Raw genomic sequence first — 20,786 nt, forward strand, 5'->3', positions numbered from 1 at the left:
CTGCTTGGTGCAGCAACCAGATGTCCTGATTGGTCAAATCGGCAAAGCCTCCTTAGGCGAAGGGCAATAGACTGGATGCCCCGTGAGGATTCGAACCTCAATTGACGGAGTCAGAGTCCGTAGTCTTACCATTAGACGACGGGGCAATAGCGGCGCGCCTCTAGCTCGCACCTATGCGAGGATCAAGCAAGGCGCGGCAGGGCCGCTGAACCTGACCTCAACCTAGTTCAGCGCCGTTTATCACCTTTAGGCTTAGCATTCTTCCAGGGTCCGCCTTTTTTGCCAGGCGCGCCCTTGTTCGGCCCGCCTTTATCTGAACGGTCAAATTTGGGTTTGCCTTTTCTGGGGTCTCCATCTGAATTGTTCTCGGACGATGGACCTTTGCGTGGTTTGCTACCCTTGCCTTTAGCAGGCCAATCCTTCCCGCCTTTTCCCTTGCCGTCCTTGTCCCAGCCGCCCCTGTCTTTCCCGCCATGCATTGAGCGGAAGGGTTTCGCGTGAGCTTTTGGACCACCGGCTTTGCGGTTGCTGCGTGCCTCCATCCGGGGGCCTTCTGCCGATTCTTCAATAGGAATATCGTCCTGTTTGTCGCCGCTGTTTTCAGTGCTCTGCAAACTCTCGGCGAAGGCCGCTGCGAAAGGGCGCGGGATTTGAAACCATGTTTCATTTGGCCCTACACGAATGGCACCGATTTCATTGCGTGTGATGCCCCCGCGCCGACAAATGAGCGGCAAAATCCAACGTGGTTCAGCACTCTGGCGTCGGCCGACTCCCATCTTGAACCATACGGTGTCTTCAAACCCTTCGCGGCGCCTATCTGCCTTCGCCTTCTCATGGGCCTTGGCCGTGTTCGGCATCAATTCTTCGGGTTCCGGCATTTTGGCCCGGTGAGCCTTCACCAAAGCCGCAGCGATGTCTTCTGCAGACAGCCGTTCCATGAGTTCGGAGGCTATTGCCCGGTCATCGTCCTCATATTCTGCCGGCGCACTCAGCGTCTCCATTAGCCGCGAATGATCTTTCTTACGGATCATCTCTGGCGTTGGTGCGCCAAGCCATTCTGCTCCGATTTTTGCCCCGCGAAGCATACTTTCAAGACGTTTGCGGCGATTAAATGGGATAAGGATCGCAGCCGTGCCCTTTTTACCAGCCCGCCCTGTGCGGCCAGAGCGGTGCTGAAGGGTTTCCGCATCACGCGGAGCTTCTGCATGGATCACCAAGCTTAGCGAAGGCAGATCAATTCCGCGAGCAGCGACATCGGTTGCGACACAAACCTGCGCACGCCGATCCCGCATCGCTTGAAGCGCTTGGTTACGTTCTGACTGAGAGTGTTCACCCGACAAGGCTACCACGCCAAAGCCGCGGTTTTGAAGAGTCGCATGAAGTCGCCGGACACTGTCGCGAGTCGCGCAAAAGCAGATCGCGGTTTCTGGGTCGTGGAATCGTAGCAAGTTAACCACGGCCTTCTCAATTTCGGACGGTCCAACAGTGATCGCCTGATAAGTGATATCGCCATGTCCGCGGTCTTGACCCGCCAGCGAAAGACGAAGAGCATCGCTTTGATATCGTTCCGCCAAGCGCACAATGGCACGTGGCAATGTGGCAGAGAACAGGAGCGTTCGCCGAGTTTCAGGCGCGGCATCAAGGATCTCTTCCAGATCATCGCGGAAGCCCATGTCGAGCATTTCGTCCGCCTCATCGAGAACCACACCTACCAATCCTGACAAGTCGAGCGAACCACGGTTAAGGTGATCTTTCAGGCGCCCCGGTGTCCCAACGACAATCGCAGGACCAGAACGCAGATTGCGGCGCTCTTTGCTGGCATCCATACCGCCAACACATGTGGCGATGCGAAGACCCACTTTTGCATAAAGCCACGTCAGTTCGCGGCTGACCTGCAAGGCCAACTCACGCGTGGGTGCGATAACGAGCGCTAATGGACTTTCAGTGAGCGGGGTACCCCTGATTTCAGCGAGGATTTCATCCGACAAAGCGAGGCCGAAGGCGACTGTCTTGCCCGAACCGGTTTGCGCCGAAACAAGCAGATCACGCCCAGCGGCCTGCGGATCAGTAACCGCGGCCTGTACAGATGTGAGCGCTTCATAGCCGCGCTGGGCGAGCGCCTCACCCAGATGCGGAGGTAGAGTTTCAAAGGACATAAAAATTCGCTTGGAGTTAGCGCACATGACGCGCGCGCGGGAACAGAAGAGAGCATGAGAAAGGCGCGGTCCGACACGCGGCTCAAACGGGCGTTCGCCTGCGTAATCGGCACCCGCTGGAGCCCCATAGCGACAATGGTTCCATTTGGCTCCCTTTATTTTGCAAGTGCGAAGACCAAGCTCGCTTGCTCTATCCTGCCTCATCGTTTAGCTTTGGTGACAAGTGCCGATGCTTTTTTCGCATTCGGTGAGATGAAAGATGAATTATGGCGGATGCAACTCCGCCGGACGATAACAAAAGAGCTGGCAAAAGACGGAGCGGCAGGTCCGGCAAAGTAGCCGATTTTCGGTATAAGCGCTCTAGCCAGCACAAGAACTCGGCCTCCAAACGCGGTGGCCAAAAGGGCGCTAATCAGGCGCGGGACGGCTCTGCCAAAAACGCGCGAAATCCCGGCTTTGCCAAAGCAGACAATGATGCTGGCAATAAACCGAACTCTGCTCGGCAAGGTAAGAAGCATGCCAACCGGCGCCCTGCACCAAACACCAAGCGCGCGAATAGTGTAAAGGGCCGGTCCGGCCCAGCAGCAAAGCATGGCAAGCCTTCATCGAACACGGGCAGGTATAGAGCGGGCGAAGCATATGCGGCGCTCGATCTGGGGACGAACAATTGCCGTTTGCTCATCGCGAGACCTTCGGGACGCGACTTTACCGTGATCGATGCGTTCAGCCGCGTTGTGAAACTCGGCGAAGATCTCACGACCACCGGGCGATTGTCTGATAATGCGATGGAACGCACTATGGGTGCGCTTGCGGTTTGTGCTGAGAAACTGCGTCGCCGCAACGTACGGCTTGCCCGATCGGTCGCGACAGAAGCCTGTCGCAGAGCCTCCAACGGCGAAGCCTTCATCGAACGCGTGAGGCGTGAAACCGGCATTGTGCTCGATATTATCAGCGCCGAAGAAGAAGCGCGCCTTGCGGTGCTGGGATGTCACATCCTTTTAGAAGCAGGCCAGGGTCCAGCAGTTATCTTCGATATTGGAGGAGGCTCGACCGAGCTTGTGCTGCTCGAACCAGGTGAGAAAATTCCTCGCATCATCGATTGGCAAAGCGTGCCTTGGGGGGTGGTCTCACTCACCGACACCGTGGGCGTTATCGAGAACGATAGCCTAACACCAAAAGAGTCTCGTCTTGCTCGGTACGCTGAAATGCGCCGCGTTGTTTCTGAAAGTTTCGCACCTTTCGTACAAAGGATCGCTGGCGCAGAAAAGGGCCAAAACATTCGGCTCTTGGGGACCAGTGGAACCGTCACCACCCTCGCCAGTCTGCATCTTGAATTGCCGCACTACGACCGAAAGGCCGTGGACGGCCTGATCGTTCCTTCCAGTTCCATGCGCGAGATTAGCGAGCGGCTTTCAGGATTGTCCCCTGACGAGCGCAGCCAATTGCCCTGCATTGGCAATGACCGTGCGGATTTGGTCGTGGCAGGATGTGCGATTTTGGAATCGATCCTCGACCTTTGGCCAGCTCAGCGACTAGGCGTAGCCGATCGCGGCATCCGCGAAGGGATATTGCGCAGCATGATGGCGGCAGAACTTGATAGCGGGCCTTCCAACCCAGCGCCCCAAGCGGCGCGATCTGGTCAAAACAAAAAAAGGGCGGCGAGCTAAAACTATGACACGATCAGGCCGCAATCCCGAGCGACGGGTCAAGACCGCCAAAAAGCGCACAGAGAGCTCGACCCGTTGGCTACAACGGCAGCTGAATGATCCATATGTGAAAAAGGCAAAGGCCGACGGCTATCGCAGCCGTGCGGCTTACAAGCTGATTGAACTTGATGAGAAATTTGGCTTGATTCGAGGGTCAAAACGCGTGGTGGACCTTGGCATTGCGCCGGGCGGTTGGAGCCAAGTTGTTCGAGCAAAAGCGCCGAAGGCTGAAATTGTCGGCATTGACCTTCTACCCACCGAACCCATCGAGGGCGTCACCATTTTTGAGATGGATTTCATGGATGATGCGGCACCTGCAAAACTTGAAGATGCCCTTGGCGGACCGCCTGATCTTGTCATGTCAGACATGGCCGCGAACACTGTGGGCCATAAACAAACCGATCACCTTCGCACCATGGGTCTTGTCGAAGCCGGTGCCTGGTTTGCGGTTGAAACTCTCGAAAAAGGCGGTGCGTTTATTGCCAAGGTATTGGCAGGGGGAACCGATGCAGAATTGCTAAATCTGCTCAAATCGCACTTTAAAACAGTCAAGCACGCCAAACCTCCGGCGAGCCGCAAGGGTTCATCCGAATGGTATGTCATTGCTCAAGGATTTAAGGGACGCGAGTAACGCGCCTCAACAAACGGCTCAGCTAGCAGCAGCTTCCGCGGTTTCTTCCGACGTCGATTCGGCAGCATTCTGTTCCGCGATAACTTCAGCAGTTTCGTCTGCGGCAGCTTCCGCCTCAGCTTCGTCGATCACATCTGCAACGTAGCTTGGGACCTCAAGGTTTGAGCCAAAGCTGTTGAGGTAGAGCGCAAGCGCCGCGCGATCTTCAATCTTCGAAAGTCCGGCAAAACCCATGCTTGTGCCGTCGATGTAACCACGAGGATTGTCGAGCCATTCGTTCATCTGATCCCAGCCCCAAACACCGCCGGCACCCGTAAGAGCGCTGGAATAACCAAAGGCCGCATTGTTACCGAACTTTGACCCCATGACACCGTAAAGGTTTGGACCAACACCGTTTGCCCCGCCTTGTTCGACAGTGTGGCAAGCCGCACATTTGGCAAAAGCCTTCTCGCCGGCTGAGACGTCAACGCCGTCCATATTAAGCGCTGCAGTCATTGTCATTTCTGGTGCTGCGCCGCCAGTTTCCTCAACACCTTCGACCACGTAGCCGAGTGTCTCAGGGCGTTCAGGCTTATCAGCGTGAAAGTACTTCCCGCTCAAAATCGAAAGACCTAGCCCAAGGCCTGCTGCGAAAAGCACCCAGCCTGCTGCGGTGTTGAAGAGATCGCCCGATCCTGCGTCATTGTCTGACATATTAGAGTTGTCCTGTGTCATCCCGGCGCCCCCATAAAGTGGCCTTTGTCACTGTGCAAGATGAAACCCATCATCAAGTGGTGCACGAAATACAATATTGCTTGTGATAATGTATGGCACAAGACCTAAGGCTTGCCACTGATACAGCCGCGCGATAGCACTCGGCGCCATTATGATGGACTTCCCTGAACTGGCGCTTCCGATTGTTGCACAGCTACGCGATGCAGCCAAGATCGACCCCACCAACGCAATTGCTTTTCAGGGATCTCCTGGAGCAAACTCCCATCGTGCTGCGCTTGGGGCGCGGCCAAATATGGCGCCGCTACCATGCTATGGATTTGTGAATGCACTAGACGCGGTTAAATCGGGTGAAGCGGGTCAAGCCATCATTCCAATTGAAAATTCGCACAATGGCCGGGTTGCAGATATTCACTTCCTGTTGCCGGAAAGCGGCCTTTCGATTGTCGGAGAGTATTTCTTACCGATCCACCACGCGCTCATGGCTCCTGCACCGCCACAAGACGGGTCCGTTCATGGCCTTGATTCCATCAAGGCGGCCTTCAGTCACCCACAAGCTCTAGGCCAATCACGCCATTTCTTGCGCAAACACGATATTGTGCCGCTGAATTTTATCGATACTGCGGGCGCTGCTGCGCATGTGGCGGAGCTTGGTGATCCAACCATAGCAGCGATATCGCCTTCGATTTCGGCCGAACTCTATGGCCTTGAAATTGTAAAAGACCACGTTGAGGATGCGGTCGACAACATGACGCGGTTCGTGATCCTTGCGAACAAGCCTACATTCCTGTCCGTAGATCCCAACCAACCCGCGATGACGACCTTTATCTTTGAGGTAAAGAACATCCCCGCAGCATTATACAAGGTGCTTGGCGGATTTGCGACAAACGGGGTCAATATGACCAAACTGGAAAGTTATCAGGTGGGCGCGAGCTTCTCGGCTACCCGATTTTATGCCGATATCATTGGTGTACCCGGCGATCCGGCGGTCGATAGGGCGCTTGAAGAATGTGCATTTCACTCAAAAGAGCTGCGTATTTTGGGCACCTATGAACAGGCGCGCAAACGCGGCTGATTTGCCCGAAAGGCCCATTCTATTTTGAGAATAGCTTCAATTAGTGTGATTTAGTGCGCTCAAGCGTATTGCTTGCGTTGGGCTGCCATGCCACGACTGCGGGTAGAATGGCGATTACTTCTCCGACAACCACTCAAGCGCCCGAAGCAAGCACGGCAAATGTGCCCGCGCCCAATGGGTGGCGCGATGTGCGCAACGATCCTGATATTCAATTCGAAGAGTTCGCAATGGCACCGCCGGAAGTTCGCGAGCCCGGGTGGTTCGACGCCATTTTGGGTGGCATTGCTGAATTCCTGAGTTGGATATTGGGACCCATCGGTCAGTTTCTCGGGTTAAACTGGAACATCATTCAATGGGTGCTTTTGGGGTTACTCGCTGCGTTTGTCCTATATTGGATTGCGCGCAGTGTCGGGCCACTGGCTAGATTGGGCGCTGGCGACAGCGCAAAGACAGCAGCAGGTAGCGATCCGGAATGGCAGCCCAGCCAAGAGGAGAGCGCCGCGCTTCTCGAGGATGCTGACCGATTGGCCGCCGAAGGCCGGTTTGATGAAGCGACTCATTTGCTTCTCAAGCGCAGCGTTACACAGATCGCTGCCACACGCCCAGATTGGGTTGAACCAAGCAGTACAGCAAGAGAGCTTGCCGCCCTGCCCGCTCTTTCTACACCGGCTCGAAGTGCGTTTAAGACGATCTCGGAACGAGTCGAGCGCAGCCTGTTTGCGCTGCGCACCCTGGATCGCAACGACTGGGAGGCAGCGCGCGGCGCCTACGCCGATTTTGCAAGGCAATCGATTGAAAGCAATCGCGAGGCCTCGGCATGACCGGCGAACTTGCACCAGTGGCAACCACCGGAGCCGCTCGAGGCCGAGAGGCGGCAAGTCCGTTTGGCAAAAGCGCGGTTCTTGCAATGCTTGTTGTGGGCTTTGCGGCCTTTGTGGCGATGCTGTATTTCATCGGGACTGGCGATACGGGAGGAAATAGAGGCACGGGTCCAGCCCATGCTTCTTCCAACGCAATTCATGGATATGCCGGACTTTCTCAATTGCTCGAAGCCAATGGCTATGACGTCGAAAAGTCGCGTGAGCAAAGCGGGTTGGAGACATCGGGCTTGCTTGTCTTAACCCCAACCCAAAACACCGACCCAGATGAGTTTGCAGCTATTCTAGAAGAGCGGCAATATCAGGGGCCAACTCTGGTGATTTTACCTAAGTGGTTTGCCATTCGCCCAAGTGGTAAAATTGCCGAAGAAGATGAAGACCAAGTTCAAGATGATTGGGTGCAATTGGTTTCGTCCAATCTGCCTGGATGGACGCAAGATTTGCCTGAGCCCTACACTCTGGAAACCGCCATGGATCCCGACGCTTCCGGCGCAACTCCGAGTTGGGGTGGTTTGGGCCTTTCAGGAAATTTACCCGCGCCGACACCGCTTTACGCTGAAAATAGTCCGAATCACGAAGCTCTGGTTATCGACGACAAGGGGCGGCCATTGGCCGTCAATGTAGTAGGCCAACCGGACACCTATTTCTATGAAGATGCGCATTTCCTCACCGTCGTCATCGAACCAGACCTTTTGAACAATTACGGGCTTGCCGACCCAACCAGAGCGGCCCTTGCGCTCGCGATTGTTGAACAGGCAGGATACGAGGACAAGCAGGTCACTTTTGACCTGACATTGGTTGGCCTTGGGGGATCAACCAATCTCTTGACACTTGCGTTCCGCCCGCCGTTTTTAGCTGCGACGATTTGCCTCATACTGGCGATGTTAATTGTGGGATGGCGTGCATTCCTGCGCTTTGGTCCGGTTGCAGCTCAATCGCAGGAAGCACGGTTTGGCAAAGCCCAGTTGGTGACCAATGGCGCTGGCTTGATCGTTCGTGCCCGGAGGCTGCGTTTGCTCGCAGATCCCTATGTCGCACTGATCGAACGCAAGCTTGGCAACGCTTTGGGCCTTGCCAAACCCGATGCTACGACAATTGACCAAGCTCTCGAACAGCGCCTGCCAGACGAAGAGCCTTTTTCAAACCGTGTGGCTCGATTGCAGAATGCCACAAAACCAAGCGAGGTCATGCGCGCCGCGCAGAGCCTCAGCGAACTTGCTTCCAAGACGACAGGAAAGTCCAGAAGATGACCACTAGCGAAACTCCATCGAGCGCACAGACGGCCAGTGCCAGCCCCTCAGGCGCAGTGATGTCACTCGCTGATCTGCGCGCTCTTGCAGACAGCATCCGCGCCGAAATCAGCAAGGCGATTGTCGGTCAACAAGACATGGTCGATCAATTGCTTGTCGCAATGGTTAGCCAAGGCCACGTCCTTCTCGAAGGGCCTCCGGGAACAGCAAAGACCTTTCTAGCGCAGGCGTTTTCGACCGCATTGGGGCTCGATTTTGGGCGTATCCAGTTTACGCCTGACTTGCTGCCAGGTGACATCCTCGGGTCTAATCTGTTCAACTTCCAGACCAGCCAGTTCACCCTCACGCGCGGCCCCATTTTCTGCGAGCTGCTTTTGGCTGATGAGATCAACCGGACACCGCCCAAAACGCAGGCGGCTCTACTAGAAGCGATGCAGGAGCGACGGGTCACTTTGGATGGGGAAGCCCACCAATTACCGCCGCGCTTTATGGTGGTCGCGACGCAAAACCCGATAGAGAACCAAGGCGTCTATCCGCTTCCCGAAGCGCAATTGGATCGCTTCTTGTTCAAGCTTCTCGTGCCATACCCTACAGAAGCTGACGAAGCGCGAATTGTCACCAACTTTGGGTCCCGCCAGGGGCCACAGCACCCGGCCGATCTCGGGGTGAGCGCTGTCGCCAGTGCAGAAACACTTGCAAGCGCAACCGCTGCGCTTTCGCAAGTGAAGCTTGCCGATGACATCGCCCAATATGTTGTCCGGCTTATCCGGGCAACGCGTGAGCATGCAGATTTGTCTGTAGGTGCCTCGCCTCGCGCTGCTGTCATGCTGGCTGGCGCATCTAAAGCGCGGGCCGCGCTTGCAGGACGCGACTATGTCATTCCTGACGATGTAAAAGCGTTGGCCGTACCAGTATTGCGGCACCGGCTGACACTTAGCCCGGCCGCTGAGATTGAAGGGCGCGATGTGGAAGCATTGGTCGCGGAACTGATCGAGATGACACAGGCCCCTAGGTAATACGCTCCGTGCCCCGCCTTCCCGCCCTTCCTCTGGTGCCGACACCTCGCGCCGCTTGGTGCATTGCCGGCCTTGCGCCTTTGGCAGTCGTCATCGGTGCAATTTCGCCCCAATATTGGGTAATCGCTCCAATCGCGGCTTTGGGATTGATCGTCTTGATCGTCCTCGATGGCATGATCGCAGGGTCATGCAATGAATGGCATGTGATTGTGCCAGCAGACACAGAAGTGGGGCAAGAAACTGCTCTCGACGTGCACGCTCGTTTTGCTCGGGCAGGCGGATTTGGGCTTGAGGTAGCGCTCGAATTCGACCCGCGTCTAGGACCCGCTGGCTGCGCAGATTTTGAATTGCTCCCAACCGATATCGCGAATGAATACAGTGGTTCTCAATCAGTCTACCCATCACGGCGAGGCACCGCTGCGATCACACGTGCATGGCTGAGATGGAACGGCCCCCTTGGCCTTGGGGCGCGGCAAGAGGTGAAGGCGTTGGTCGACAAGGAAGTCCGTATTTGGCCGGACTTGTCGCCGATCCGTTCCAAAGAACTTCAGACATTTCTGCGCGATGCCCAAACCGGCCTGATCGCAAGGCGTATTCGCGGCGAAGGCACGCAGTTTGAGGCGCTTACCGAATATGAGGCGGGAATGGATCGCAGGCGGATCGATTGGCGGGCCAGTGCACGCCACGTTTCGCTGTACGCGCGCGAGAATGAAAGCGAACGCAACAACCAGATCGTCTTCGCATTTGATTGCGGTCAGGCAATGTGCGAACCGGTTGACGGTCTGCCCCGGATCGACAGAGCGGTCTCTGCCGCGCTCACCTGCGCCTATGTCGCTCTGAAAAATGGAGACAAAGCGTCCTTGTTCGGCTTTGCACAGCGTCCACAAGTGATGACGCCATTTGTTTCAGATGCTCGGGCATTTCATCGACTGCAAAGCGCAGCAGCCGCGCTAGATTATGAAAGTGCCGAACCCAATTTCACGCTCGCACTTGCAACTCTTACCGCAAAACTTCAGCGCCGTTCCTTGATCGTGTTGTTTTCAGATTTCACCGACCCGACAGCGGCCGAACTGATGGTTGAAAGCATAGGCAGGCTCGTCAAAAAACACCTCCTACTGTTTGTCACGATCGCCGACAGCGAGCTTGAGACATTTATCGATGAAGAGCCCGGTGATGTCGCAACCTTGGCGCGCAGTGTGACCGCTGACACTTTGCTTCAGCAACGCCGTGTTGTCCTCGGCCGCCTGCGCCAGATGGGCGTGGATGTAATCGAAGCTCCGTATGATCAGTTAGGCTATGACCTGATCGACCGGTATTACACGATCAAGAACAGCGAGGCGATCGGATGAAGGCCCCGGTTCTTTCCTCTTGGTTTGGCAAATCCGCTGTGACCGCACCGCCCGATATTGAGAGCGCGGCGCTTCGCTCCGACCGCTTCCGGTTAGAACGCGAAGCAGATTGGCGCAGGCTCGAAGAAATCATCATTCGTATGGAGAAAGGCGGGCTGCGCCGGATCGATGATGACGATCTGCTAGCGCTTCCCACACTCTATCGCACAGCAGCTTCCAGCCTGTCGGTTGCGCGTGAGACTTCGCTTGATGCGGCAACTCTGCGCTATCTTGAAAGCCTGGTGCAGCGTGCATGGTTTCAAGTTTATGGTCCACGCAAAGGCTTCTTTGGATGGTTTCGCGAATTTCTGTTTGGCGGATGGAGCCGGGCGGTGCGCGAAATCTGGTTGGATATCTGTATCGCGCTGTTTGTGATGGTCACCGGCGCGGTTGTCGGTTGGCTGCTCGTTGCACAAGACACCGACTGGTTTTACCGCCTTGTACCCGGGCAGTTCGCCGATACACGTGTGCCCGGGGCAAGCCGTGATGTTTTGCTGGAAACTCTTGGAACAAAAACAGACACGGATGGATTGTCCGCTTTTGCAGCAAGCCTGTTCAGCAATAATGCAGGGGTCGCCATTCTCGCCTTCGCTCTCGGGTTTGCATTCGGCATCCCATCCCTTTTGCTGCTGGTTTACAACACTGCACTTTTGGGGGCGATGGTATGGGTTTTTTCAAGCCAAGGACTAAGCGTTGAGTTTTCCGCTTGGTTAAGCGTTCATGGGACAACCGAATTGTTCGCGATCCTCCTATCGGGCGCAGCGGGGCTTCACATCGGACGATCAATGGCTTTCCCTGGCTCTGCATCGGTTCTTGAAGCAGCTGCGACCAGCGGTCGCCGCGGGGCAGTCGTTATGTCTGGTGTAATCATCATGATGGTCATCGCCGGCCTCCTCGAATCCTTCGCACGTCAGTTGATCGGCAGCGTCGAAGGACGTTTCTTGATCGGCGGTAGCTTCCTGGTCTTTTGGTTGACATATTTCTTCCTCTATCGTCCGCGCAAAACGTTGGAGGGAGAGTAGATATGGCCTCACTCCCAAGAACTGGTGCGTTAAAACGGCACAAGAAAGAACGGGTCTTGGTAACCCCTGAGGGGATCGAGGTGCCCATCATGCTTGCCTCTCGAGGCAGCCGTTTGGGTGCGTTGATCCTCGACTTTTTGATATTCATCATTGGCTCGTATCTCTTTCTTCTCCTCCTCGTTTTCATGGCGGGAGGTGTTCAAGATGTGCTGGGGCCTGAGACGTTTGAGAACGCGCAAGGCGCGATAGAATTTCTCTATGTGATCCTCACATTGTTCATATTCTTTGTCAGATACGGTTATTTCCTAGCGTTCGAATTGGGCCCGCGCGGGGCAACATGGGGCAAGCGCGCTGTTGGCATCCGGGTGGCTGCACGCTCTGGTGGGCGATTGACCGCCGAGGCTGTGATTGCCCGTAACCTCTTGCGCGATATTGAACTGTTTATGCCATTGGTATTCCTGCTTGTTGCTCCCACGGGCGAGACGGGAAGCTTCGGCATTGCGGGCGCGATCTGGTTCGGTATCTTCATGCTCTTCCCGTTCTTCAACAAAGACAATTTGCGCGCGGGCGATGTCATTGCCGGGACCTGGGTGGTCGAAGCGCCCCGCACTAAACTGGCCGACACGCTTTCAACCAGCGGCGCCGCAGCAGTTAGCGGATCAAGCAATGTCACCGGCGTGCGTTATGACTTCGGCGAAGCAGAGTTGTCCGTTTACGGGGAACACGAACTTCAAGTGCTCGAACGTGTGCTTCGCGAAGACAAAGATGATGCGCTTAGCCCCGTACACGCAGCAATCTGCCGCAAGATAGGTTGGGATCCGGGCGCAGGTGATGAAAGAGCATTCCTAGAAGCCTTCTATGCGCAGCTTCGCTCAAAACTTGAAGGCGATATGCGCTTCGGCAAACGCAAGGCCGATAAGCACTCATAGGATTGGCAATCGAAAGATGAACCGGCATGACCATAGATAGACGCGTGTTTATGGGTTCAGGCCTCGTTCTGACGGGCCTCAGCGCGGTCGGATGCTCCCTCGACTTGCCGCCGAGGCAAGATGCGCCTGAAATAGATCCGAACAACACATTTGCGGCTATGCTGCGACAGATCGAAGGCAAGTTTGGCGGCACGTTGGGCGCGGAATTTGTCGATGTGACAAGCGGGCAATCGATTGGCATCAATCGGGATATGCGCTTTGGCCATTGCTCATCATTCAAGCTCTCACTCGCTGCAAAAATACTTCAACGTGATGCAACAGGCGAAGACAGCGCAGATCGCCAGGTCAGGTGGAGCGAGAGTGATTTGATGTTCGTCTCCCCCTTCACCACGCGGAAACTTTCCGACGGTGCAACTTTACGCGAACTTGCCGAAGCTACACAGAAATACTCTGACAATGCGGCGGCAAATATCCTTTTGCGGGAGATCGGCGGGCCTGGAGCCCTCACGGCCTTCTGGCGTGCTCTTGGTGATGATGTGAGTCGGCTCGACCGAAATGAACCTTCGCTCAATAATGTACCACCGATCGAAATTCGCGACACAACCTCGCCTGCTTCAATGGCGCGCACGGTCACCAAGCTGATCTATGGCGATGCATTACCCGAGGAACAACGCGCGCTTTTGCGGCAATGGATGACCGATACACCAACCGGCCTTGATCGGGTGCGCAAAGGATTGCCGGGCAATTGGCAGGCAGGCGATAAGACCGGCACCGGTCTCGCGCCCGGCACCGGCGGGATTTACATCGACATCGGCTTTGCGAAGCCGCCAGAATGCGGCCCAATTACCTATGCGGTCTATTACCGTCCGCCGGGGACGGACAACACTTATGACAAGTCTCATGAAGAGCCTTTAGCCCGCGCCGGCGAAGTGCTGAGCGAGTTTGCCAAGAATTTGGACAAGGCGCATGATCCATAATTTTATCAATGATAAAACTTTATCATTGATAAAAGTTTGTAGATGACTTAATAGATGCGTCATGTCCAGCAAACGCGAACAGTCCATTGCCGAACGAAAGGCCCGTATTCTTGAGGCAGCGCGAACCATCATTGCGCGCGACGGCTATGACGCGCTGACCACGCGCGGCATTGCTGAAGCGGCAGGCGTGACAGCCCCTACTCTTTACAATCTGGTCGGCGACAAGACCGCGATCATCAGCGCGATGGCAACTGCTTCAGTTGAGGAATTGTGGGGCCGGTTGCATCTGGATGAACGCGGCTCGCCCTTAGCAATGGCCGATGCGATCCTCGATGAAGCGTATGCTCAGATCATGGCAAACCGCGAGCTTAACCGGGCAAATCTCATCGCCCTTGAGCGGCTCGGGATTGCCTATGCCTATCACCCCGCCCGCGATGACCCCGGAGCGCACGCTGCGCGTCGTTCTGTCGAGATGGTACAGTACACATGCCGCGAGGCGCAGCGGCTTGGCCAATTGCGGGGAAATTTGGACGCGCAATTGCTCGCTGAGCAGATGTTCGCCGCTTACCGCGCCCCGCTCGATGATTGGCTTCACGATGCGATCGATGCAAGCGAAATGCTTCGGCGTCAGCGGATTGGATTTTACACCGTGCTAGCAGCGGATGCTTCAGAGGAATTTCGCGAAGAGCTTCTGGCACGGATCGCAAAATTGGCTGCATCACAGACGGTGCATCCAAAGATGGAAAAGGAGGCAGCTTGATATGATCTTGGAGAAAGCCCTCAAGGCTGTGGTTTGGATGCTACCGCTGATATTTGCCTTCGCCTTTTTGGCGCCTGTCATTGATCAAGGGATGAAGACGCTTGGCCTCTCGGCTCCTTATGGGCTTTCCACTTTGACCATCGGACTGGTCGTAGCAGGGGCCTGGGGTGTGTTCGCACAGATTAGCGGGAGATGGATATGAACGCGCAGTCTGCAATTTTGCCCGATGATCTCTCGCAGCTCTCCAACGGCGAGCTCAAACGGCTTGAACTCAAAATCGCGCGCAAACATTCGGGCATGTTCCCTTGGGAAGCGGTTGTTTGGGCCTTTGGCAATATGGCGGTGTGGCTCTCGCTATGGCCGCTTGTCTTCATGGACATATTGCCGCTTTGGGCCGCTTTCCCGATTGCAGTGATTAACATGTCGCTGGTCTATCTGCCTACGCATGAAGCGCAGCATGACATTATCGGCAGGCCGGGCACGAAATGGCGCTGGCTTAACGAGCTAGTCGGGCACGCGACAAGCTGGATGATCGTCTATCCCTTTGAAATTTTGCGCGTCACCCACCTCGACCATCACCGCCACACCAATGATCCCGAGCTTGACGTGGACATCACCACCAAGGCGCCCGGTCCTTGGACGGCGATTTGGAACGCCATTGTGCAGCGTCAACCTGCTGCGAAACGCAATGAGGATTATGCCGGTGCAGTTATGCGCGCAGGACGTCCGGAACTGTTGCTGCTCGCTCTGATTTACAAGGTCGGCTTTATCGCGGTTTTGGGAACGCTGGCCTGGAATGGCTACGCACTTGAGGCCTTGTTCTTGTGGTGGCTGCCGTATCACATTGCGATCACCTATCTGACGTTCTTCCTGTCATGGGCGCCGCACCACCCCGGCAGTGATCAGGAGCGTTATCGCAACACGCGCAGTTGGAAATCTAAGGTCGGCAATATCGGGTCGATGGGGATGCAGTTCCATGTCATCCACCATTTGCACCCGTATATCCCGCTGACCCGCACACCGGCGGCATACTGGGAAATGCGGCCCATCCTTGAGGCGCGGGGTGCGCGGATCGAAGAGCTCTAGTGATCGGGAGTGTTTGAGGCAGCCGCCTCTCCCTCACCGCCAAAGATCGCCACTTCATTGAGCCCATCGCTATTTGCCCGGCCCCGGTACATGCCAGCCGTGTTGAAGCTGTAGATTGTGTGGCCTTCGGGTGTCACGAGGATGATACCTCCATCGCCCCCGAGCTCTTTCACTTCGGCCATTACGGCATCAGCTGTGCCTTGAGCCGTCGAAGCGACGACTTGCGGATCAACAAGCGACGTTGGATTAGAGATGAAACCTCGTTCGCCTTCTGGGCGTTCAAAAAGTAAACTGAGCGTTGGTCCTAACCGCAAACGGGTGCAAATTTCCTGCGCCACGCCCACACGGATAAAGAACTCGCCCCACCCGGTCGCTGACACCGCGCAACTCCGATTATCCGCATAGGTCCCGGCTCCAATCACAGGCGCATCACCAATCCGGCCCCAACGCTTCCCCGTCATCCCGCCCGTCGAAGTGCCAGCGGCCAAATTGCCCTCTTGGTCGAGCGCGACCGCGCCCACGGTTCCGAACTTCAAATCGACATCAAGCGCAGAAAGCCCCCGCGCTTTCATCCGCTCAAGGCTTTCACGCCGACGTTTCGTGGCAAACCATTCCGGCGGGGTCACTTCGAACCCTTGCTCGCCTGCAAACTGCTCCGCGCCCTCACCCATCAAGAACACATGCGGGCTTTCCGTGCGTACTTTGTCGGCCAGCAGAATCGGATTCTTGACCGTCTTAACGCCTGTCACCGCGCCTGCACTGCGGTCACGGCCATCCATGATCGAGGCGTCGAGTTCATTTTCGCCTTCCCAAGTGAACACTGCGCCGCGCCCTGCGTTGAACAGCGGGTTGTCTTCCATCGGGATAATCGCCGCCTGCACAGCCTCCATCGCGCTGCCACCGTTTTTGAGAACCTCGCTTCCGGCATCCAATGCCTTTTGCAGAGCTGCCTCGTAAGCCACGCGCTGCTCAGGCGTGATGTTTTCAGGTAGGATCGTCCCAGCCCCGCCGTGGATCGCCAGCGACCATTTGGGTTTCTCCACCTCGGTATGGTCATCGGCGAAAGCGGTTGCAGGGGCGAGCATTGCAAGACTCGCGGCGACAATCGTGAGAAAGGCGTTTTTCATATCTTGCATTGCTAACGCCTCTGAGCGCATCAAGCCAGATAGGAATTCACGAGAGGACACAGCGCATGCCTGCATTTGGAGACACCACCACCACTGATGAAGTGCTTGAAGGCATCGACCTGTCGGGCAAAACTGTGTTCGTCACAGGTGGTTCTTCGGGCTTGGGCCAAGAAACCGTTCGGGCCATGGCGGCAAAAGGCGCTCATGTGGTGATCACGGCTCGCAATCCAGCTCAAATGGACGAGGCCGTGGCGGCGATCAAAGCCGACATTCCTAGAGCGAACGTTGAAACGCTCACCTGCGACCTTGCTTCTTTGGAAAGCATCAAGACCGCAGGCGCTGAGGCCAATCAGCGTTTCGAAAAGATCGATGTTCTCATCAACAATGCAGGGGTTATGGCCTGTCCCAAAACCCTCACCAAGGATGGGTTTGAAATGCAATTTGGGACCAATCACTTGGGCCATTTCGCTCTGACAAAGCACCTCATGCCGCTGTTGGAGGCAGGTGCAGGCAGGGCTGGAAGTGGGCGCATCGTAAACCTCTCCAGCAGAGGCCACCACCTTTCTCCAGCTCAACTTGATGACCCCAATTTCGAGACAAGCGAATACTCCCCATGGGAAAGCTATGGCTGCTCCAAGTCCGCAAATGCCCTCTTCACCAAAGGGCTTGAGGACCGGTTCGCTGACAATGGTATTCATGCTTATGCGGTTCATCCCGGCGGCATTCAGACCAACCTTGGTCGCCATCTGACCGAAGAAGACACCAAGTTCCTGATGGAACGGATGAAGAAGAATGCCGGTGAATCAGGCAGCCCAGTTGTGCTCAAATCGATACCGCAAGGAGCTGCAACACAGGTCTGGGCGGCGACTGCTTCAGAACTCGACGGCCTTGGCGGTGTCTATTGCGAGGACTGCCATGTCGCCCAAGTGGATGATGTGTCCACCAGCGGGGGTGTGCGCAGCTACGCGCTCGATAAGGGGAATGCGGACCGACTGTGGGCTATTTCTGAGCAGATGACCGGCGAAAATTTCGCCTAAGCGAACCCGCCGATTTTACAATTTACATGCCTTTACCGCGAGATTTTACATTTTGCTCTATACAGAGCTCAGAAGACGGTTGCGCTAAGCGTGATATAAACATGCTTGCGCAATAAAGGGGAAATTTCGGTCGCGTTTGATTGTTTCATGCGGCGAAAATGCTCGAAGCGGACGCCGCACGGGCCCAGATAGTTTTAAAGAGGCGTTTGCCTTGATCTTCATGGACGCCATTGGGCGACATGAAGTTGCACCAGCTCGATAAGAGTCAAAAGGCTTGATCGAGCCCCGTGTCGCATGCTGCGGCGTCGGGTCGCAGACACTTAAAGGGCGCGTTGATTTTGTTCAGCGCGCCCCTTTTTATGGTCTCTATTCCGCCAAGAATTCGCCTAGAAGGTGCAGGCAATCCTTGGATTCCCTGGTCGGCACCACCGCCATGAACACGTGCGGTGCACCTTCATATTCATAGAGTTTCGCATCGACCCCAGCATCACGAAGCTTGCCGGTAAAAGTCCGGCTATCGACAATGAACAGGTCATGGCATCCAGTCCAAATCCGGGTTGGTGGAAGCGCGGCGAGGTCTTCACCCGGTGAAAAGAGCGGGCTGAATTGTGCACTCGCCGGATCACCTTCTCCCGCAAACACTTGCCCGCAAGCGCGCAAAGTGCCGATTTTCAGCATGATGTCATGCGGTTCCACAGCCTGCATGCCGGGATCTGCCATTGTCACGTCGAGCCAAGGTGCAAACAAGGCAAGTTTCCCGGGCTTCGGACCGTCCGTCTTCGCAAGACGCAAAGCAAGGCTCAAAGCCATATGCCCGCCCGCGCTATCACCGTTTAAGATGATTTTGGAAGGATCATGACCCTCTGCAATCTTGGCAAATGCAGCATCAGCAAGCTCATCTTGCCTTGTGTGCGAACTTTCCGGGACAACTTCGTAAAGCGGCAGGGAAATGCTGACACCCAACTTCTCAACCATAGCTTGCGCCAATGGCCAGTGCTCTTTGAACATCGGAAGGACAAATCCGCCCCCGTGGAAGTAGAGCATATGCCAAATACCGGGGCCCGATTTCCGGTGCAGCGTGACGACTTTTTGGCCTGCCGCTTCCCATTCCTCGGCGTCAAACTTTGTGCGAAACGATTCTGGCATCGGGGCATCTTTGGGCAGTTTACGCCCAGCCAAGAACGGTTCCAAATCCTCTGCCCTATGCGGGAAAACATCGGGCCGTTTTGACATCAACCATTTGATGGTCCGCATCAATAGACTGGGCTTTGCACTGCGCAATTCGATGGAAGTGTCGGTAAGCATGGGCTCTCTCCTTGGCGGAGAAGAGTGAAGCAAGCACTGCCTAAGTCAAGGATTGATCGCTACGATCAGGCCCTCGTTCAACCAAGTGCCCAACATCCCGCCAGCCCGCATTGCTGCCGATTGGATGTTTGCTTGAGTGGGGGACTCGTTGCCATCAAGAAGCACTGCGATCAGCTCACCATAGCTTGCACCCTCCTGCATGGCGGTGAAAGCGGGAGCGTGATCGGCTTCTAGCAGAGTGAAGGTGGGACGTTCTTCGTGACGGGAAACCACGCAAGTCGCGTGCGTTTCAAGGCATATCTCTGGCATCTGATCCTCGGTCCCGATTGCTTGCCAAAGTGCCTCCAAATCATGGCGAACCAGCCGCGCCCTTGCGCGAGGTTGAAATTGAAGGCGAAGCTCGCCCCAATCCTCATCGCCAAACTCAGAGCTTACGGCAGCAAAATCGTCAGGTGTCATTGGCACCGTGTCAGGAGCGGTCGCAAGCTCAAGCATAGCCCATTCAATCCAAGCAAGCTCAGCGACCTCAGGGCGATCATGGAACATTTCGGCGCAAGTTTCGTCAAAACCTTCGCCGGCCTCATCTATGGTCCATCCGCTGGGCGGGTGCGCAATTGCATGGTTGATAGACGCTTGTGCAAAGGCCTTTTGTCCAATGCACAGTGCAGTTCGCTCAAACGTCTCAGCCAATGCACCCATCAATGCAGAGCGATAATTGCCCCGGTACACTGCCATCCCAGCGGCTTGGCTGTTGCCCCACCCTTGAGGCACAGGTGCACCTTCGTCCAGAATTGATGCAAGAAATGCGTCTTGCCGTTCAACGAGACTGCTCATGCCAGTTCCATCTCATCGCTCGCAATTGCACGGGCTCGGTTTAGTTCCGCAAGAAGTTCGCCGATCGGCGGGATGTGATCATCGCGTTCGATCATTACCGCCGGAAGATGCGGCATCATTTCAAGCGCCTTTGCATAAAGGTTCCACACAGGCTCCACAATCGCCCGGTCGTGGGTGTCAATAATAATGTCACGCTCTGGCGTTGCGGGATCATGGCCCGCCAGATGGATTTGGCGCACTCGGTCTAGCGGGAGACCTTTGAGATATTCCGCTGCTGAAAACCCATGGTTCTTCGACGAGACGTAGATATTGTTCACATCAAGCAGCAAATAACAGCCTGTGCGCCGGGTCATCTCGGTGAGGAATTCCCATTCGCTCATCTCATCCTCTGGAAAAGTGACATAACTTGATGGGTTTTCAAACAGTATCGCACGGCCCAGTATATTTTGCGCATGATCAATATTGTTGCACACCGCCTGCAAGGCTTCTTCAGTCAAAGGCATGGGCAAAAGGTCATGCGAATTGTGAGCACTGGTTCGAGTCCAGCACAAATGATCTGACACCCAAAGCGGATCGATGCGTTGCTCAAGTTGTTTGAGCTTGGCCAGATAGTCTGAATCAAGACCGTGAGCAGAGCCGATAGACATGGAAACGCCGTGGATGATCACAGGCAGACGTTCACGCACCTGTTCCAAGATACGTAACTGACGTCCGCCCTCGATCATGTAGTTTTCGCTGATCACCTCAACGAAATCCACTGGCACGTCACTCTCCAAAAAATCCTCGTAATGCGTGCGCCTGAGGCCAAGGCCAAAACCTGAAAAGGGCTCAATCGTTTCGAAATGCGAACTCATAAAAATGATCCTAGCAGATATTTTGCAGCCCGTAGCGGGCCCTT

20 protein-coding genes and 1 tRNA gene are annotated in these 20,786 nt (G+C 55.6%); 14 read left to right on the plus strand and 7 right to left on the minus strand.

The genetic code is table 11. The annotated features are described in order from the left end of the window. Positions 1 to 72 precede the first annotated feature (72 nt). Together ABJ205_RS11515 and ABJ205_RS11520 are read right to left on the minus strand one after the other, a co-directional pair. A tRNA-Gln gene (locus ABJ205_RS11515) sits at positions 73 to 146 on the minus strand. Between the two features lie 81 nt (positions 147 to 227). Then, a complete protein-coding gene (locus ABJ205_RS11520) occupies positions 228 to 2,156 on the minus strand; it encodes a DEAD/DEAH box helicase (protein WP_348155850.1) in 1,929 nt (642 codons plus the stop codon). Between the two features lie 266 nt (positions 2,157 to 2,422). Here ABJ205_RS11520 and ABJ205_RS11525 point away from each other — a divergent pair, with 266 nt between their 5' ends. Together ABJ205_RS11525 and ABJ205_RS11530 are read left to right on the plus strand one after the other, a co-directional pair. Beyond that, the gene (locus ABJ205_RS11525) at positions 2,423 to 3,823 is read left to right on the plus strand and encodes a Ppx/GppA phosphatase family protein (RefSeq protein ID WP_348155852.1); all 1,401 of its coding nucleotides are present in this window, start codon (positions 2,423 to 2,425) and stop codon (positions 3,821 to 3,823) included. Positions 3,824 to 3,827: 4 nt separating this feature from the next. Next, complete coding sequence (locus ABJ205_RS11530) at positions 3,828 to 4,493, plus strand: RlmE family RNA methyltransferase (protein WP_348155854.1); 666 nt, start codon at positions 3,828 to 3,830, stop codon at positions 4,491 to 4,493. Between the two features lie 18 nt (positions 4,494 to 4,511). Here the strand turns inward: ABJ205_RS11530 and ABJ205_RS11535 are convergent, their stop codons facing one another. Next, positions 4,512 to 5,207, minus strand: coding sequence for a cytochrome c family protein (locus tag ABJ205_RS11535; protein WP_348155857.1), 696 nt, complete (start codon positions 5,205 to 5,207; stop codon positions 4,512 to 4,514). 151 nt (positions 5,208 to 5,358) lie between these two features. On the opposite strand from ABJ205_RS11535, the gene ABJ205_RS11540 reads away from it, so the two are divergent. The 11 genes from ABJ205_RS11540 to ABJ205_RS11590 all read left to right on the plus strand — a co-directional run bounded on the left by ABJ205_RS11540 (position 5,359) and on the right by ABJ205_RS11590 (position 15,585). Beyond that, positions 5,359 to 6,279, plus strand: coding sequence for a prephenate dehydratase (locus ABJ205_RS11540; RefSeq protein ID WP_348155860.1), 921 nt, complete (start codon positions 5,359 to 5,361; stop codon positions 6,277 to 6,279). Between the two features lie 107 nt (positions 6,280 to 6,386). Then, positions 6,387 to 7,100 carry a hypothetical protein gene (locus tag ABJ205_RS11545; protein WP_348155863.1) on the plus strand — a complete coding sequence of 238 codons (714 nt, stop codon included), beginning with the start codon at positions 6,387 to 6,389 and terminating at the stop codon, positions 7,098 to 7,100. Further along, positions 7,097 to 8,407 carry a DUF4350 domain-containing protein gene (locus ABJ205_RS11550; RefSeq protein ID WP_348155866.1) on the plus strand — a complete coding sequence of 437 codons (1,311 nt, stop codon included), beginning with the start codon at positions 7,097 to 7,099 and terminating at the stop codon, positions 8,405 to 8,407. The genes ABJ205_RS11545 and ABJ205_RS11550 overlap by 4 nt, the downstream gene beginning before the upstream one ends. Positions 8,408 to 8,466: 59 nt before the next feature. Beyond that, positions 8,467 to 9,423, plus strand: coding sequence for a MoxR family ATPase (locus ABJ205_RS11555; protein WP_348156201.1), 957 nt, complete (start codon positions 8,467 to 8,469; stop codon positions 9,421 to 9,423). Between the two features lie 8 nt (positions 9,424 to 9,431). Continuing rightward, entirely contained in the window at positions 9,432 to 10,772 is a 1,341-nt protein-coding gene (locus tag ABJ205_RS11560) for a DUF58 domain-containing protein (protein ID WP_348155869.1), read from the plus strand. Continuing rightward, a complete protein-coding gene (locus ABJ205_RS11565; RefSeq protein WP_348155871.1) occupies positions 10,769 to 11,833 on the plus strand; it encodes a stage II sporulation protein M in 1,065 nt (354 codons plus the stop codon). Before ABJ205_RS11560 ends, ABJ205_RS11565 begins: the two co-directional genes overlap by 4 nt. Positions 11,834 to 11,835: 2 nt before the next feature. Next, positions 11,836 to 12,762, plus strand: a complete 927-nt coding sequence (locus ABJ205_RS11570) for an RDD family protein (protein ID WP_348155874.1) — start codon at positions 11,836 to 11,838, stop codon at positions 12,760 to 12,762. Positions 12,763 to 12,788: 26 nt separating this feature from the next. Continuing rightward, the gene (gene bla, locus ABJ205_RS11575) at positions 12,789 to 13,739 is read left to right on the plus strand and encodes a class A beta-lactamase (RefSeq protein WP_348155877.1); all 951 of its coding nucleotides are present in this window, start codon (positions 12,789 to 12,791) and stop codon (positions 13,737 to 13,739) included. A gap of 61 nt (positions 13,740 to 13,800) precedes the next feature. Further along, positions 13,801 to 14,499: a helix-turn-helix domain-containing protein gene (locus ABJ205_RS11580; protein WP_348155880.1), complete on the plus strand. Its 699-nt coding sequence runs from the start codon at positions 13,801 to 13,803 to the stop codon at positions 14,497 to 14,499. A gap of 1 nt (position 14,500) precedes the next feature. Next, positions 14,501 to 14,701, plus strand: a complete 201-nt coding sequence (locus ABJ205_RS11585) for a hypothetical protein (protein WP_348155882.1) — start codon at positions 14,501 to 14,503, stop codon at positions 14,699 to 14,701. Further along, the gene (locus ABJ205_RS11590; protein ID WP_348155885.1) at positions 14,698 to 15,585 is read left to right on the plus strand and encodes a fatty acid desaturase; all 888 of its coding nucleotides are present in this window, start codon (positions 14,698 to 14,700) and stop codon (positions 15,583 to 15,585) included. The genes ABJ205_RS11585 and ABJ205_RS11590 overlap by 4 nt, the downstream gene beginning before the upstream one ends. Here ABJ205_RS11590 and ABJ205_RS11595 read toward each other — a convergent pair. Beyond that, positions 15,582 to 16,712 carry an isoaspartyl peptidase/L-asparaginase gene (locus ABJ205_RS11595; protein WP_348156204.1) on the minus strand — a complete coding sequence of 377 codons (1,131 nt, stop codon included), beginning with the start codon at positions 16,710 to 16,712 and terminating at the stop codon, positions 15,582 to 15,584. The two genes, ABJ205_RS11590 and ABJ205_RS11595, sit on opposite strands and share 4 nt — an antisense overlap. 65 nt (positions 16,713 to 16,777) lie before the next feature. Here ABJ205_RS11595 and ABJ205_RS11600 point away from each other — a divergent pair, with 65 nt between their 5' ends. Continuing rightward, a complete protein-coding gene (locus ABJ205_RS11600; protein WP_348155888.1) occupies positions 16,778 to 17,749 on the plus strand; it encodes an SDR family NAD(P)-dependent oxidoreductase in 972 nt (323 codons plus the stop codon). Positions 17,750 to 18,115: 366 nt separating this feature from the next. Here the strand turns inward: ABJ205_RS11600 and ABJ205_RS11605 are convergent, their stop codons facing one another. From ABJ205_RS11605 to ABJ205_RS11615, 3 genes are read right to left on the minus strand one after another with little or no spacing between them, the layout of a single operon-like run. Continuing rightward, positions 18,116 to 19,054, minus strand: coding sequence for an alpha/beta hydrolase (locus tag ABJ205_RS11605; RefSeq protein WP_348155890.1), 939 nt, complete (start codon positions 19,052 to 19,054; stop codon positions 18,116 to 18,118). 45 nt (positions 19,055 to 19,099) lie between these two features. Then, positions 19,100 to 19,888, minus strand: a complete 789-nt coding sequence (locus tag ABJ205_RS11610; RefSeq protein ID WP_348155891.1) for a DNA-binding domain-containing protein — start codon at positions 19,886 to 19,888, stop codon at positions 19,100 to 19,102. Further along, complete coding sequence (locus tag ABJ205_RS11615) at positions 19,885 to 20,742, minus strand: DUF692 domain-containing protein (RefSeq protein ID WP_348155894.1); 858 nt, start codon at positions 20,740 to 20,742, stop codon at positions 19,885 to 19,887. The genes ABJ205_RS11610 and ABJ205_RS11615 overlap by 4 nt, the downstream gene beginning before the upstream one ends. Between the last annotated feature and the right edge of the window lie 44 nt (positions 20,743 to 20,786).

This window comes from Erythrobacter sp., assembly GCF_039988855.1.
In the GTDB taxonomy this organism is placed as follows: Bacteria; Pseudomonadota; Alphaproteobacteria; order Sphingomonadales; family Sphingomonadaceae; genus Erythrobacter.